This is a genomic window from Microcoleus sp. Pol12B4 (assembly GCF_036701385.1).
GTDB lineage: Bacteria > Cyanobacteriota > Cyanobacteriia > Cyanobacteriales > Microcoleaceae > Microcoleus.
In genome coordinates this window covers 1-13,918 of record NZ_JAUBQR010000068.1, presented here as the reverse complement: position 1 = coordinate 13,918, position 13,918 = coordinate 1, and the positions used below count along the sequence as shown (strand labels likewise).

General features: G+C 45.2%; 16 protein-coding genes. 8 read left to right on the top strand and 8 right to left on the bottom strand.

Annotated features, from left to right (window positions below):
- Positions 1-404: 404 nt before the first annotated feature.
- A complete protein-coding gene (locus tag QUA38_RS11910; RefSeq protein WP_333161987.1) occupies positions 405-545 on the bottom strand; it encodes a hypothetical protein in 141 nt (46 codons plus the stop codon).
- A 153-nt stretch (positions 546-698) separates the two neighbouring features.
- Entirely contained in the window at positions 699-1,163 is a 465-nt protein-coding gene (locus QUA38_RS11905) for a Fur family transcriptional regulator (RefSeq protein WP_333069417.1), read from the bottom strand.
- Positions 1,164-1,283: 120 nt separating this feature from the next.
- Between QUA38_RS11905 and QUA38_RS11900 the strand changes: the two genes are divergently transcribed.
- Positions 1,284-1,409: a hypothetical protein gene (locus tag QUA38_RS11900; RefSeq protein ID WP_333161985.1), complete on the top strand. Its 126-nt coding sequence runs from the start codon at positions 1,284-1,286 to the stop codon at positions 1,407-1,409.
- On the opposite strand, the gene QUA38_RS11895 is transcribed toward QUA38_RS11900, so the two are convergent.
- Complete coding sequence (locus QUA38_RS11895) at positions 1,393-2,451, bottom strand: Hpt domain-containing protein (RefSeq protein WP_333161983.1); 1,059 nt, start codon at positions 2,449-2,451, stop codon at positions 1,393-1,395. The genes QUA38_RS11900 and QUA38_RS11895 overlap by 17 nt on opposite strands.
- 82 nt (positions 2,452-2,533) lie before the next feature.
- The gene (locus QUA38_RS11890; RefSeq protein WP_333095228.1) at positions 2,534-2,788 is read right to left on the bottom strand and encodes a hypothetical protein; all 255 of its coding nucleotides are present in this window, start codon (positions 2,786-2,788) and stop codon (positions 2,534-2,536) included.
- Between the two features lie 193 nt (positions 2,789-2,981).
- Between QUA38_RS11890 and QUA38_RS11885 the strand changes: the two genes are divergently transcribed.
- Both QUA38_RS11885 and QUA38_RS11880 read left to right on the top strand, forming a co-directional pair.
- The gene (locus QUA38_RS11885; RefSeq protein ID WP_333161980.1) at positions 2,982-3,665 is read left to right on the top strand and encodes a DUF1345 domain-containing protein; all 684 of its coding nucleotides are present in this window, start codon (positions 2,982-2,984) and stop codon (positions 3,663-3,665) included.
- 162 nt (positions 3,666-3,827) lie between these two features.
- The gene (locus QUA38_RS11880) at positions 3,828-6,176 is read left to right on the top strand and encodes a hypothetical protein (protein ID WP_333161978.1); all 2,349 of its coding nucleotides are present in this window, start codon (positions 3,828-3,830) and stop codon (positions 6,174-6,176) included.
- A gap of 68 nt (positions 6,177-6,244) precedes the next feature.
- On the opposite strand, the gene QUA38_RS11875 is transcribed toward QUA38_RS11880, so the two are convergent.
- Positions 6,245-6,478, bottom strand: a complete 234-nt coding sequence (locus QUA38_RS11875; protein WP_333161977.1) for a DUF433 domain-containing protein — start codon at positions 6,476-6,478, stop codon at positions 6,245-6,247.
- Between the two features lie 146 nt (positions 6,479-6,624).
- Here QUA38_RS11875 and QUA38_RS11870 point away from each other — a divergent pair, with 146 nt between their 5' ends.
- From QUA38_RS11870 to QUA38_RS11855, 4 genes are all read left to right on the top strand, one after another.
- On the top strand, positions 6,625-6,885 hold the full coding sequence (locus QUA38_RS11870) for a sulfiredoxin (RefSeq protein WP_333041516.1): 261 nt from the start codon (positions 6,625-6,627) through the stop codon (positions 6,883-6,885).
- A gap of 95 nt (positions 6,886-6,980) precedes the next feature.
- Positions 6,981-7,529 carry a DNA starvation/stationary phase protection protein Dps gene (gene dps / locus QUA38_RS11865; RefSeq protein ID WP_333161975.1) on the top strand — a complete coding sequence of 183 codons (549 nt, stop codon included), beginning with the start codon at positions 6,981-6,983 and terminating at the stop codon, positions 7,527-7,529.
- Between the two features lie 44 nt (positions 7,530-7,573).
- Positions 7,574-8,278 carry a helix-turn-helix domain-containing protein gene (locus QUA38_RS11860; RefSeq protein ID WP_333161973.1) on the top strand — a complete coding sequence of 235 codons (705 nt, stop codon included), beginning with the start codon at positions 7,574-7,576 and terminating at the stop codon, positions 8,276-8,278.
- 239 nt (positions 8,279-8,517) lie between these two features.
- Positions 8,518-8,844: an STAS domain-containing protein gene (locus tag QUA38_RS11855; RefSeq protein ID WP_041623653.1), complete on the top strand. Its 327-nt coding sequence runs from the start codon at positions 8,518-8,520 to the stop codon at positions 8,842-8,844.
- A gap of 56 nt (positions 8,845-8,900) precedes the next feature.
- On the opposite strand, the gene QUA38_RS11850 is transcribed toward QUA38_RS11855, so the two are convergent.
- A complete protein-coding gene (locus tag QUA38_RS11850; protein ID WP_006632014.1) occupies positions 8,901-10,037 on the bottom strand; it encodes a PP2C family protein-serine/threonine phosphatase in 1,137 nt (378 codons plus the stop codon).
- Between the two features lie 419 nt (positions 10,038-10,456).
- Between QUA38_RS11850 and QUA38_RS11845 the strand changes: the two genes are divergently transcribed.
- The gene (locus QUA38_RS11845) at positions 10,457-10,975 is read left to right on the top strand and encodes an anti-sigma regulatory factor (protein WP_333161971.1); all 519 of its coding nucleotides are present in this window, start codon (positions 10,457-10,459) and stop codon (positions 10,973-10,975) included.
- Positions 10,976-10,990: 15 nt separating this feature from the next.
- Here the strand turns inward: QUA38_RS11845 and QUA38_RS11840 are convergent, their stop codons facing one another.
- Both QUA38_RS11840 and QUA38_RS11835 read right to left on the bottom strand, forming a co-directional pair.
- Positions 10,991-11,758 carry a DUF1350 family protein gene (locus QUA38_RS11840; RefSeq protein ID WP_333161969.1) on the bottom strand — a complete coding sequence of 256 codons (768 nt, stop codon included), beginning with the start codon at positions 11,756-11,758 and terminating at the stop codon, positions 10,991-10,993.
- Between the two features lie 479 nt (positions 11,759-12,237).
- Entirely contained in the window at positions 12,238-13,422 is a 1,185-nt protein-coding gene (locus QUA38_RS11835) for a glycosyltransferase family 2 protein (protein ID WP_333161967.1), read from the bottom strand.
- Positions 13,423-13,918: the final 496 nt, after the last annotated feature.

Sequence of the window (13,918 nt, the reverse complement as noted above, 5' to 3'; positions counted from 1 at the left end):
ATGCGACACTCCCACATCAAATCTATAGATTATGATGTCGGCTTCTGACTCCTGTTAAGGAGATCGAGAACTTCCTTCAAGGTACTGGCCATCTTTCCCTCTACGGCGTTTTATAGTGAGGTTCGTGTCCAGCCCCACTGCTTGCTTCCGAGTATTTTAGGCTCTCGAAGCACGTAAATCATACCAGTTATCACACAGTTATTGACATATCCCGGGGCCGTTTAGCAGAAAAAACAGTGTAAAGCCCTGTCCGTCCATCAATTTTAGATTTTAGATTTTAGATTTTAGATTTCACTCTGTAGATGAAGTAGGGGAGGGATTAAACAAAGGTCTAATATTAAATCCGGATCAGAAATCCCTTTATCAGACTCAGCGTTTGAAACCAATCCCACACAAACTATCCTTCACTCCAAGCGGATTAAAAAATAAAGGGGGCAGTAAAGCCGGATTTGCTCTACACTTTGAGGTGTAGCGGCTAGAACTAATTTTTTCGGTTTAATCGTAAATTTTATTCCCGATCGCCAAACTTGCCGATCGAGTTTCATTTTTTTGTTTTCTTTTTTTTCTATTGTGCCGAATTCCGGCTGGCGACGGCAAAAAAAAACGATCGCACCCAGCAAAATACTTAAATCATTTTATACGACCGACCGACCCAGCACAAAGATCGGTTTTGCTTCCACCAGCCGCGGCTTTGTCCGTTACGAAGCCTTTGGCGTATCGCTGACACTCGATGCCTGCGTGGCGGACTCTGCCGATCGATATCCGTAGAAATCTATCCGGTAGTCTACAATTCTGACACCAGTTTGCTGTTGGATTTGCTCGATTAAGTCGAGCGGCAATTCCACATGAACGTCCAGAATCTGAGCCGTATCAATACAATTAACGTGAGAGTGAGAGTCGCTCACATTGCCGTACAAGCGTCCCTCCGAGCGTTCTATGCACTCAATAATCCCTTCTCTCGACAAAGCTTCTAGATTTTGATAAACCGAAGTATGACCGATCGAATGCGCTTTTTGGTTGAGGCGATCGTAAATTTCGCGAGCGGAGAGGTGTTCTTTTGCCTCCCACAAAAGTTCTAGAATAAATCGACGCTGGCGGCTCAAGCGCATTCCCATCGCCTGACAGCGGTTTAAAGCATCTTCTAATGAACGAATTGGTTTCACAGCTACCGCCTTATAAAGCCTGCTCGATTTTTAATTCTGGTACAATATTGCACGCCTACATATCCACTAATTCTAACGCAGGGTTGCCCAACAGTAGAAGGTAGAGGGCAAAAATTTTGAATGAGTGAATTTTTTCGAGTTGCTGCTCAACGAGCGGCTGTCAGCACCCACCAGAAAATTATCCGCCTCACAAATATTGCTTTAACTCTATCTTCTACTGCAACACCTCCTACTTCGAGGATTTGATGGCGTTAACCAGTAACTTGGCGATTTCCGAGAGTTGCTTTTTGTTGAAAGTTTTGAGCAAAAGCTTGACTACCGCCTTCGGTTCGGCTGGAAGTGCTACTTGCTTCGACGCTGCGGCTGGGGCTGCTGGGGCGCTTGCCTCTGCTGGTTTTGGGCTTGCTGCCAAAAGTAGCAAATTTTTACTCGGAACGATCGTCTTGACTTTCCCCACTTGTACTAAATCGCCAGCTTCCTTGAGTTCTTTGATAATCAGGGGAGCTAAGACTTTATAAGAGTTTTTGGGATTAACGATCGCTGCTCTAGCGGTTTTTACTAAATTTTGCCAAGTCTCTATTTTACCTCCCAACTTATAGAGGCGAACGCACACAGCCGTCAACTCAGAGCGACTAGCAGCCGATTCTTTCTGCTTGAACACCTGCAACATTTCTTTGAGTAAAGTCATCACTTCAACAGCAAAATTCGCCGGCACAGCGCCCGCTGTTGGAGCGGCGGGCGTACCAGACCCAGCAGCCTGCACTTTGCCCGACGCCAATTTATTGAGGTGAGTTTCCAACTGAGCAAAAACAGGCATCACCTGCTGCACGAGTTTTTCTCCCTCCTCATTCCTCAAGCCGAAAGGCCCCTCTAGTCGCCCCAGCAAGTCCTTAAGGGTATCAACTCCCTTTAAAAATAGGGATTCTGCCGTTTGGTCAACCTGCTTGACGGGTCCGTCCTTGAGCACCTTAAAGCAATCTTCCAAGCGGTGAGCGGTTGTTTTAATACTATCTAAGCCAAGCATAGCCGCCCCTCCTTTCACGGAATGGGCGGCTCGAAACATCTCTTGGACGCTTTCGGGGTCTTTCATCGTGGACTTTAAATCCACTAAACCATTTTCTAGAGTATCGAGGTGCTCCTTAGCCTCCTCTATAAACAAACGCATAATTCGGTCTTGCTGATCTGACACGACAGTCCTCCTAACAATCTCAGCACCCTCCAGAAAGCACCCTCTTCGCGGGAGAAAACGCGACTCCTGCCCAGAGTCGGAAGATCCCATGCAGAACATTCTAGCCTGCCTCAGCTAGCAGACTCAAAATACTGGTGTCAGGGCAATGTTAGCTCTAAAACTGGTGCGGTGGAGATTGAGCCTAGAGTTCTGAGGGAGTATCTGGAGCGACTTCAATACCCATTCCTTGTTTCATCATTTGCTGAGCCGTAATCAAGTCGCTTAACTCCTTGACTTCGACGCCGATGTCTTGGCAAGCCTTTTTCAGTTCCCGCTCGAAGGTGTTGAGGTCGTCTCCGTAGCCGCAAAGCTTCGCGGCTGTAGCGATTCCTTGTTGGGCGTTAGCTTTGGCGCAGTCGATCAATTCAATGCCTTTGAGGGGTTGGGAGGATGCCATAATTTCAAGCCACAATTTATCTTTTCTCCCACTGTACCTAGAAGGTTGAGGTCGATCGATCTATCGAAAGGCATGAAAAATCCTGCCTGTGCTGCGTGTTGCCAATTCATACCTATTTTTTGGGAGTTCCTGCGAAGATGGCAGTAGTTGAGATTTTCTAACCCTGACTGTGCGTAAATTACACTAGATTACTGTGAAAAATGTTTCCCAACCTAAAATGCACTGGGTCTGGAGCGTCCGGCACCGCCTGTTTTTGTCTGTTCTGTTTGCTATGGCAGTTGCTGTGTTGCTGTCGCCTGATTATCTCCCCCTGACTCGGACGTTGTGCATTTGGAACGCGGGCGCGGTCAGTTTTCTGATTTTGACTTGGATACTGATGCTGCAAGGCACTCCCGAAATGATGCGCCACCACGCTCAGCAGTTGGATGCTGGCCGCTTAACAATCTTAAGTACGATCGTGGCAGCCGCTTTTGCTAGTTTGTTAGCCATTTTCTTCCTGCTGCGCGATACCAAAGGCCTGTCACCGAATTTGCTATTTCTGCACTTGGGGCTTTCTGTCCTCACAATTGTTGGGTCTTGGATGCAGGTACACACTATCTTCACGATGCACTATGCGCGCAGCTACTACAAAAACCGCAGCAAGCAGCATGGCAGTTACTTACAGGCGGGGGGTTTGGATTTTCCGGGCGACGAGGAACCAGATTACAAAGATTTTTTATATTTCTCCTTTGGTATTGGCATGACTTGCCAAGTTGCAGACGTGCAGATAACTTCTCGTTCGACCAGGTATCTCGTGCTTTTTCACAGCGTGCTGTCGTTCTTTTTTAACACCGCTATTCTGGCTATGAGCGTGAATATTATTGCGGGATTGAGTTGACATTATTCTGTCCCAGTGGAAAGTTTCAGCCTAATAATAGTTCGACTGCTTAGGTTAGATCGGGCGGTATATCAAAGTTATCTCTCCGAGTTGAGTATTTTAATAAAGTTTCGCTATCATTGGGAGGGAGAACTAAGTATCATGGTTTAGGTGAGTTTTACAGTGACCAAGAAGAAACGGAAGAAAGAGAAAACTTCTGCCCCACCAAATAATAAAAACCAGTCTAGAGGTTTTGGTACTCGTCGCGTCGAAAAAGAATTTACTGGATTCACTTATCACAAGATGTCATCACCGTTGGAGGGAATGACTGAAGACGAAAGAGTTGAATTTATTAAGAAATTAGGTGAAAACTTCGGTCAACAATTTGAGGTCTCTTTTGAAACATTGCAAAAACAAATTTTTCAGGTTGAGCCTTGTTCTTTACTATCGTTTTTTGCCTACTACGATTTAACTACTTCACCCGGTATAAATCGTGAATGGACTGAAAAAAATCCAATCCTTCAACATCATGTAGAATTTCTACAAGGTCTTCTTCTTCAGCATTCACAAGATTCATTTGATTTCAGATCAGCTCAACCACAAGACTTTGTTGAGTTTCGCCAACTGGTTCAGGATGTCACACGTGGATTTCAAATGAAGCCTTTATCCCTAGCAGATCCATCGACAACCATAGAGCAGCATCAGAAGCTTATCACAGTAGAAAGGATCAGGGCAGATACTCAAGCTGTACGTAACTGGGGATATCCACAACAAGTTAAGCGGATTGTTTCGGATTTATTCTCAAGCCTGGATGATACGATTGAGCAAAGAATTGGAGTTCGAGTTGGTTGTTTAGTTGAAATGTGGTTCCAAATACTCGATGTTGTTGAGTACAGAATTAATCAGCATCGGAATTTGGTTATGCCTGCGCTCCGAGCCAAAAACATCGAAACAACTATCAAAGAATATTATCAAGCTTTTCCCGATCTTACTTCATCTCCAGAAGACCTCTCAGCCTTTGTTCAGGAGAAAGATTTAACTCTTGACGGCTTAAAAGCTATTATTTTCAGTCAAAGTGATCTACGACTAAAACATATTTACACATTAACACTCGATACGTTTGTAGATGCTTACCCAAAAGCTGTTAATCCAGAAGCATTAAAAAATGTGCTGGATGCCTGGTCGCTATCTTTCGGAGATTTATCAGACTGGAATCCAGAACATTTATTTCTTGGCAATCCTGTTTGGCAGAAACCTCTCATCAAGCTTGAGGTGGGAACTTATTTCTGCCCAGTTATAACACTCTTCTTAAATTATTTCATAGATATTATGGAAGCTATTATTAAACCTCATGCTGAAATTTATAAAAAATATGAAGAGCGTAGAGGAAAATTTTTGGAGCAAGAGATTTATCAGCTTTTCCAAAAAGCTTTCCCATCTGCCAAGCTTTATCAAGGTAGCGAATGGTTCGATGCTACAACCAAGAAGACTTTTGAAACTGACCTTCTGGTTTTACTCGACTCTTATTTGCTAGTTGTGGAGGCTAAATCAGGTAGAGTGACTGAAGCGACAAAGCGTGGGGCCTTTGAGAGCCTAAAGAAGATTGTCAAAAAATTAATGGTAGAACCATCCCTTCAATCCAAAAGATTTTCTGATTACCTAATAAAAAATCCCGGTTTGCATCAGTTGAATAATCGCAAAGGCGAATTAAATGAAGTTGACTGTTCAAAAGTACGTGAGGTGGTTCGCTTGAGTATCACTTTAGAGTCATTGGGTACTCTTTTTTGTCGAGCCACCGATTTGAAACAAGCGGGTTTAATTGGATCTGATATTGAAATGTCTCCAACTATGTCTCTTGCTGATCTCGAAATTATCTTTGAAATTTTGGAGGGAAGTTGTGAGAAACTACACTACTTAGTGCGGCGAGCAGAATTTGAGAAAAATGCTGATTATAATGGCGATGAGATTGATTTGCTTGCGTTCTATCTTGATACAGGGTTTAACATTGGGAATGCTGAGTTTACTCAACAGCGTCTTTCCTTACTAGGTATGTCCAACATTTTTGATCCATTTTTTATGAAGGAATTACCTAAAAGTGAAACTCCTAAACCGCAGCGTAAATTAACACGTTGGTGGAGAAGCATTATCCAGCATATTGAATCACGGCAGTCTGAGCGTTGGACTGAAGTTGGTTGTGTACTTCTCAATTTTACTCATGACGATCAAACAAAGTTTGAAGAAGGGTTCAAACGAATTAAAAAAATTGTCCATAAGTTTTGGCAACTACCCGATCACAATAATACTTGTATCTTGACTAATGAAATAGTTCCAGAGCGCGGAGCAGTCGTTGGCTTCGCCTATAAGCGTATTGATAGAGAAAAAAGAAATCGAACAATGGAAAATGCTCTGGATGAAGCTATGAGCATTTCTCCTGTCAGCCGAGTTGTGGTTATTGGGGTAGATGTTGAGCAAAATGATTATCCATACAGTGTAGTTGCCCGTCATCTCAGTGAAGATGAGAATGCTTTTTAGTAAATGGACAATTGACAAGGAAAAATATAGTTTGAAAGCTAGAAAATTGAAAAGTGTAGACCCCATCTTCATGCCGTCAGTCTTGGGAACTCGGTACGTCGTGCAGCAAACAGTAAGCAAGCTTGAATATCTGCAAGCTCCAAGTCAGGGAAATCTTCTAAAATCTCAGTAACGCTGACGTTCTCAGCAAGCATTTCTAAGATGTGGGTGACTCGAATTGGCATTCCTCGAATGCAGGGACGACCACCACACTGACCGGGGGCTGGGGTAATGCGGGTTAACCAGCCAGTCGTTGAGTTCATCAGGGGTTGCCTGCAAGTTGCTTTGTTCGTCTCCATCTTACCGAGTAATCATCTCGAAAGCAGGTTTTTGCGTAAGCTCTCATTTTTCTTGCCAAGTCGAAGTCATTACGAGTATGATTTAACTATAAGCAAAAAAGAGAGTCCCCATGAGGATAGAAGAAATTCCTCTCAACCAGATTCGCCGCCCCCTGCCGCGAGTCAACGACCAAACCAAAGTCGCCGCCCTCATGGAATCCATCCGCGAGGTAGGTTTAAACGAACCCATCGATGTGCTAGAAGTAGATGGACAGTATTACGGATTTTCCGGCTGCCACCGGTACGAAGCTTGCCAGCGTCTCGGTTTAGAAACTATCCGCTGTAAAATACGCCGAGCTCCCCGTGCGGTGTTGCAGATGCACCTAGCCTGAGCCTCTCAACAGAAATTCACGACAGGCAAATATTCGATCGCCCAAACCTTTCTAAGATATTCGATCGACAATCACTACTAACAAGTTAAAAACCTATGACTACCAACAACCACAAACAACATCTTTACCCCACCCGCATCGATATGTCCGTCGCCACCCGCTCTCAAGTAGTCGGGCTGCTCAACGCCACGCTGGCAACGACTCTGGACTTAAAAACCCAAGTCAAGCAAGCTCACTGGAATGTTAAAGGCATGGACTTCTACCAGTTGCACTTGCTGTTTGACGAAATGGCAACAGAACTCGAAGAATACGTTGATTTGGTTGCCGAACGGGTCACAGCTTTGGGCGGTTTGGCAGTAGGAACAGCCCGCACAGCCGCCGCAGATTCGATCCTGCCAGAATTTCCTTTCGACATTGTAGACGGGAAAGAATACGTGACGGCTTTAGCCGATCGCTATGCACCCTACGCCCAACACCTGCGAGTCGCCATCGACAAAGCAGCGGAACTCGGCGACGCCGATACAGCGGATCTGTACACCGAAATTTCGCGGACAATTGACAAGCGTTTGTGGTTCCTAGAAGCGCATTTGCAAGGTTCTGCGACAACTGCAACAGTCGCCGGCGAAAAAGTTGCCGTCAAATAGCCACAAAAAAAGTTGTGGGGTGGGCGCAGGAACCCGCCCCACAGATGTATTTCCTTAAGGCTCGTGACAGTTTACGATCGAGAATATGTCCATTTATTAATTTGGATGAGTTTTTCGTGACTGCCAATATTCCAGATTATGCTCCTCAACTGCAACGCCTGATCGAACAGGCGGGGCTTTCGAGCGATCGAGAACTCAGCCAAAAAGCAGGAGTTTCCGAGATCCAGCTAAGTCGCCTGCGTCGCGGCTTAGCTTTGCAAACCCGAGCCGACATCCTGCTCAAAATCAGTCAAGCTTTGCAAATTTCCTTAACCGAACTGCTCGCAACCTTGGCGCCAAACTATGTAGAGTTAGAAAAGGCACCACCGACAGCCGTAGAACAAGAATATCAGCGCTTGCAAGCTTCGATCGAACAGCAGCGAGAATCCTTGATGCAGGAATTCCAGCTATCTAGCGTGCAAATTTTAGAATCTTGGATGTTGCAGTGGCCGACTGCAGCGAGCAAAGCTCAGGAAAATCACAACTTGCGGGCTCAGAAACTACTGCCCTTGCTGCGGCCAGTTGAGCAGTTATTGGAGCATTGGGGAGTGGAGTCGATCGCCCCAGTCGGAGCCCAGATTCCCTACAACCCCCAACAGCACCAGCTCATGGAAGGAACAGCCGATCCCGGAGAACCCGTCAAAGTCCGCTACACAGGCTACAGACAAGGCGACAAACTGCTCTACCGCGCCAAAGTTAGCCGAATTTGATTAATATCAGAAGGCATTCGGCAGAACAAAGATTGTCCCTATCTCAAAATTCACTGCCGGCGAAGCGCTGCGACTGCGATCGGCGTTACGATCCGCGACGAGCACCATCTTTTGCACTCTAAACTATTCTCCCGCTCTCAGGCTCTGGCACTTTCCCCTTCTCTTATTTGGATCGGAGTCCATCTCGCAGCTATACTAGCCTAGTCTGGCTAGAAATTCTGACATTCCCACCGCAAAATATGAGTCCTGTAGTTAAAATTATTCAGCCCTCTGGCATTTTAGACGGCACCAAGGCAAGTCAATTCCGCCAAGAGATTAGCGACCTAGTGGAAGCGGGAGCCGATGTGGTATTGATAGACTTCACTGATGTGACATTTATGGATAGTTCTGGTTTAGGCGCTTTAGTCTTGGCGCTTAAAACAGTCCGGGCCGCTGGGAGTCAATTAGTTGTCTGTTCTATCAACGAGCAAATCCGCATCTTATTTGAACTCACCAGCATGGATCGAGTTTTCGAGATATTTCAGACCCGCGATGCTTTTAATAGCAAAATTCTCTCAACTAACTAAATCTTTGGGTTGCTGCCTTCTTGGTATTTTGTCGCAGATGCAATGCAAGAAGTCAGCTAGCCAAAGTTTACCTTGAGTAAAGACCAATCATCATCAAAAACTGCTTTAGCGTTCAACTTTTGAATGTAGTTCAAAACCAGCTCTAACTGGTCGGCACTTGCACCGTTGTAAGCTGCTAACAAATCTACGAAAGGGTCAAGCCCCCAGATATTGCCGTCAGGTTGGTGGATCTCGTATACCCCGTCGCTAAAGATGTAGAGAGTGCTCAAATCCTCCACATCGCAGCAATTATCGACATAGGGGGCGTCGGGGAACATCCCAACCGGCATTCCGGGGGTTTTTAATCGCTGGATTTTAGCGGTGCTCGCAGGCGACTGGGAAATCAAGACGGCCGGGGGATGACCAGCGCTGGCATAAACTAGCTGGCGAGAAATGCGGTTGTAAACGCCATACCAAATGGTGAAATACTTGTCATTTTGGTAGCTCATCTGGAAGGTGGTGTTCAGGGCGCGCAAAACGTCGCTGGGTTTGTAGTAGTCTATGTTGGGGAGCGTGCGCGATCGCAGCAAATTCAGCACGGCCACGGAAGGCAGCGCCGCCCGCAAACCGTGACCGGCTACGTCGAGCAAGTAAATCGCCAAATAATCGGCATCTAGCCAGTTGTAGTCGAAGCAATCTCCCCCCAACTGCCGCGAGGGAATGAATTTTGCCTCGATGCTAAAAGGTTCCGTCATCGGATCTGGCAGCAGTGATTGCACGTACTCGGCCGCCTCTGCTAACTCTGCTTCCAGACTTTGCTTGGCAATTTTTAAATCTCGGCTGAGTTGGTGCAGCCTCAATCCCGCGCGTACTCTCGCCTGTAACTCGTTGAGTTCGATCGGCTTTGAGATAAAATCGTCGGCACCGGCGTCGAGGCCTTTGACTCGATCGGCGATCGAACCCAAAGAAGTCAACAAAAAGAATTGTGTAGTTGACAGATCCGGATCTGCCTTAACTCGACGACAGACATCTATGCCCGTCAAGCGCGGCATGATCCAATCGCAAATTATCAGGGCCGGACGCAATTTTTGCGCCTGGGCTACACCGTCTTCGCCATTACTTGCTACTGTTACTTCGTAACCCTGTTTTTTCAGGGTTCTTCTCAGCAGTTCCTGAACAGCCGTATCATCGTCAATAACCAGAATTTGAAACATGGGCACTTAGGTACTACAAGTTTTTCAAGGTCTGGGGGTCATTTAAAATATATCCTGTCAGCGCCCTTGTCTGAGATTGAGTATAGTTTATTGACATCGCTTTGAGGTAATTGCTTTTGACGGCGGGTCGTTGAGTTCAATTTACGTTAAAATTTGATAGAAATTTGGCGCGATCGAACTTCACTCAGTTTATACTCAGAATATAAATTTTTATAGACTTTTATTTACCACAGGTGCGGATTGACATGAAAGTGCTATTTATGGTATAGTGACTAACCGATTAGTGGATTAGACATTGATCGACAGCCCACCAAAGCTAGTATCCTCAAAGTACCACTCAATTTTGCCACCGTTATACTTCTTTGTCTCGTTGTATTTTATCTAGTTGTATTTTGCCCAGCGGCCGATGAAGAACTTCTGTGGTGAGCGTGATTGAATTAAAGGGTTCCGAAAAGTTGCCGATGCTAAAAAAAGCGGATCTTCAAGTCAATACAGGTCTGAATGGATTAAGCTGGGTGTTGTCGTGGTTTGCACAATTGTACGAGTCGCGAATTCCTACAAGTGTGTGGATACGGTGCCAGTTAGCTTTGGCTGAGGGTTTTACAAATGCGGTGCGTCACGCCCATAAGGGCAAACCAGCGGATTTGCCTGTTGACATTCAGGTGGCAGTGTGCGCTGAATCTTTAGAGATTAAAATTTGGGACTCGGGCGATCCATTTGATTTAGAGAAAAAAATCAAAGATGTTTCGGAAAAAGTCGATATTCATTCTCCGGGCGGGCGGGGTCTAAAATTGATTAAAGACATCGCAGACAGTATTAGTTACGAGAGAACGGCTGATGGACGGAATTGTTTGTCGATCGTCAAAAATTATACTCCTGTCTCAAGGCCCAACAATGAAGATGATATTTTGGAAGTGGTAGAGGAAATTTCTGATTAATGGGTTCATCGGGTTTTAAACGCGGGACATCGGATTCAGCCACAGCAGAATTGTTCGTTTTAATTGATTTAATTCGCGATACACTTCTTGTTTGACCCATTGCCCGATCGCGTCGAAGGGCGTAAAAATTTGACCCACAGGCCAGCTAACATCTTGACCCAAGGGCGTTTGATGGTTGCCTGCGAGAGTCTGAACTGTAATCATGTCGGGAAATCTCTGTGTTAGAAGTTTGGTCAACAGCAGGGTTTGGTCGATGTTGTCGCCGTTAAATTTGACTAAAAGATTGCGCCGGATTTGATAGCTATTTTGGACAAGGCGATTAGTCTCTTGCGGGGAAGGCGTAAACTCGACGTTAAAGACGGGGGAAATTTGCTCGACGATCGGGATTGCTTCGGATGCCGCATAATTGTTGAAAGAAATCAGAATATTGCCTGCCCTTTCTACGTCAAATACAGAACCGATCAGCAAGTGCAGTTTGCATCCCATGCTGTGTCCCATACCGTAAATGGGGAGATAGGAAGATTTGAGCAATTTAGTGCCACGCAGGCGATCGAGGGCATTTTCAAATTTGTTGAGAACATCGCGGGCGATCGCAATATGATCCAAAGTATTGACAAACGGCGTTGCTACTACAAGATATCCTTGGTTCCCCAAAGCTTCTAACAGCCAGCGATAGGTGAGTTGCGGTGCTGTCGCCACAAATGCACCGCCGAGAAAATGTACGATCGCGATCGGTCTTGAAGGAATTAATACCCAGTTGCCAGAAACTTCTTGCCAGTCCATAAATTCAATCTAATTCTAAATAAAAAGGCGATCGTCTGCTGAAGGTAGAAAGCATAATTTTTCCTAAAATTTTGCTGTTATTTTCTGCTCCAAAAAGGGGTTTGCTACCCATTTTTTCATTCAAAAAACTTTGCTCTTTACTTATATTATTATATTTAGTGTAACTTTTTTCGCAGCAAGTAGCACGGTACGGGAACGCTACTATTATCGCCATGTATAGGCTTGAAGCTACTGGCAGAATAAATCAAGGCTGACATAGGCTGGCGACTTTCAAAAATTTTTATATGGTCTCTACGCGCACGGCTGCAAGCGCTTGTAATTAGTAGTGCGGGTAATTGCTCGGACAGAATATTAACAGTCAAATACGGCTCAAAACCCCAATATCGCGTATTAACCTGCCCCTGGGTGATCGGCTTCGATTCGGCTTTATTGGCCGCACCTAATTTCTTGACTAAACCCGCATACAACTCTAACATCCTTTAGGACAGCCCCCCGATTTCAGACGATCGCTGGGGGTTTAATTGTGGCGCATGACTGATACCTTCTGCGGTTTGATGACTCAACTTTTCGTGAGCCTTCATCCATTTCCACTTGTCCACAGTAGCTTGAGGATTGAGGACGGTGGTAGCGACGCCGTAAACAATAGTAGGCAAAACCTCCCGATTTAACCAACTTTGTCCCAGCTTTCTCATGTAGTGCAGTGCCAAAACTTCTCGAAATTTGTTAAGCCTTTGCAAAAGCGGCAAATTATTAAAACATAACTGTTCATACTCGTGGAGTGATAACTCTTTTTCTCCCCGCAAGCGCCGCAGTTGGTTTTCCTTGACACAATCAGAAGCTATGCGCTTTTTCAGCCAGTGCTTATCTGTGAGAGATTTCCCTCTAATTCGATAATTTCCCAAAGGTTCTGTCGCCGCTAGCAAGCCATACTTTTGAGCAAGTTTGGTAAATAATTCTGTATCTTCTCCTACCTGCCAATCTTCTGCAAACCCGCCTTCTTTGAGAAGAATGGAGCGATCGACTACAACAGAAGACGGGAAAACCCAAGGACTTTCGCCTGTCTCCTTAATCGCCTGCATTTCTGCTTTAGTTGTAGGATAGGTGGGAATATAACTCAACTTTTTACCGTGCTTGTCTAAATATCGCAAAGCGTGAGCCACCGCTTTGACTTCGGGATTGTCTGCGAGCATCTTCAAACAAACTTCTAACTTATTGGGTTCCCAGGTATCGTCGCTGTCGATAAACGCTACATATTCGCCTGTGGCGCGATCTATCATTAAATTTCTCGACTTAGAAACCCCGTAATTTTGGGGATTCCTGAAGTATTGAATTCTCGAATATTGCTCGACCAGCTTAGCAGCAACTTTGTCAGTAGCGTCAGTAGAGCAGTCATCAACAATTAAAATTTCTAGATTCTTGTGGGTGCCCTTGAGTACGGAGGCAACTGTCTCGGCCAGAGTGTCGGCAGCATTGAATGCAGGAATGATTACACTGACTTTTTGGCTGTTCATAACTTGCATTAAGGTGTGGTTTGGTAGTTGTTCGCCGAAGTATAGTCTCTCAGCAGACCCTCTAACTCCTTTACGTGCAAGTACCTGTAGCCAGGAAACTTGCCTAGATACTGCCAATATAACAGGCTTACCAACCTCAGTGTTATCTACCATAAGGGGGGAAAGCCGTTAAAAGACGGAGTGCAGACTATTTGGGCGGCAATTTTTATGACACAGACCTCGGTTGCGAGGCATCTAGGGTTTTGTAGGGGGATTGGAATTTTCCTAAAGTCGATCGCATCTTTTTGCTTTAATACGGCTTACCCAGAAAAACTCGGTCTCACCCAAAATTATTGGCTTGAGAATTAGATATCTACTAAAAAACCTACTTTCTGACTCTGATCGATGCGAGTTAATAGGCAATCGTAAAGTTTTTTGTCCGACCCTCTTGGCGCGCAACTGAGGTCAAAGTCCTGACTACAAACCTGTTTTATTGATTAACTCACCAGTCGAACAACTGCCAAAAAACTGATATGCTAAGTTTGCTATGTGTGGCATTACCATAGCACTCACCTAAAAGTGTGAGTTAATTATTACAGCGGATTCCGCTGTAATGAGGTACAATAAAATATCATTGTTGTAGTCAAACCTAATGAAAGCGTATTCTCTC

Bases quoted from the DNA above. Each gene is read 5' to 3' on its own strand.
- QUA38_RS11910 (WP_333161987.1), bottom strand. From the start codon at position 545: ATGAAACTCGATCGGCAAGTTTGGCGATCGGGAATAAAATTTACGATT.
- QUA38_RS11900 (WP_333161985.1), top strand. From the start codon at position 1,284: ATGAGTGAATTTTTTCGAGTTGCTGCTCAACGAGCGGCTGTCAGCACC.
- QUA38_RS11895 (WP_333161983.1), bottom strand. From the start codon at position 2,451: ATGTTCTGCATGGGATCTTCCGACTCTGGGCAGGAGTCGCGTTTTCTC.
- QUA38_RS11890 (WP_333095228.1), bottom strand. From the start codon at position 2,788: ATGGCATCCTCCCAACCCCTCAAAGGCATTGAATTGATCGACTGCGCC.
- QUA38_RS11875 (WP_333161977.1), bottom strand. From the start codon at position 6,478: ATGAACTCAACGACTGGCTGGTTAACCCGCATTACCCCAGCCCCCGGT.
- QUA38_RS11870 (WP_333041516.1), top strand. From the start codon at position 6,625: ATGAGGATAGAAGAAATTCCTCTCAACCAGATTCGCCGCCCCCTGCCG.
- dps (WP_333161975.1), top strand. From the start codon at position 6,981: ATGACTACCAACAACCACAAACAACATCTTTACCCCACCCGCATCGAT.
- QUA38_RS11860 (WP_333161973.1), top strand. From the start codon at position 7,574: ATGTATTTCCTTAAGGCTCGTGACAGTTTACGATCGAGAATATGTCCA.
- QUA38_RS11855 (WP_041623653.1), top strand. From the start codon at position 8,518: ATGAGTCCTGTAGTTAAAATTATTCAGCCCTCTGGCATTTTAGACGGC.
- QUA38_RS11850 (WP_006632014.1), bottom strand. From the start codon at position 10,037: ATGTTTCAAATTCTGGTTATTGACGATGATACGGCTGTTCAGGAACTG.
- QUA38_RS11840 (WP_333161969.1), bottom strand. From the start codon at position 11,758: ATGGACTGGCAAGAAGTTTCTGGCAACTGGGTATTAATTCCTTCAAGA.
- QUA38_RS11835 (WP_333161967.1), bottom strand. From the start codon at position 13,422: ATGGTAGATAACACTGAGGTTGGTAAGCCTGTTATATTGGCAGTATCT.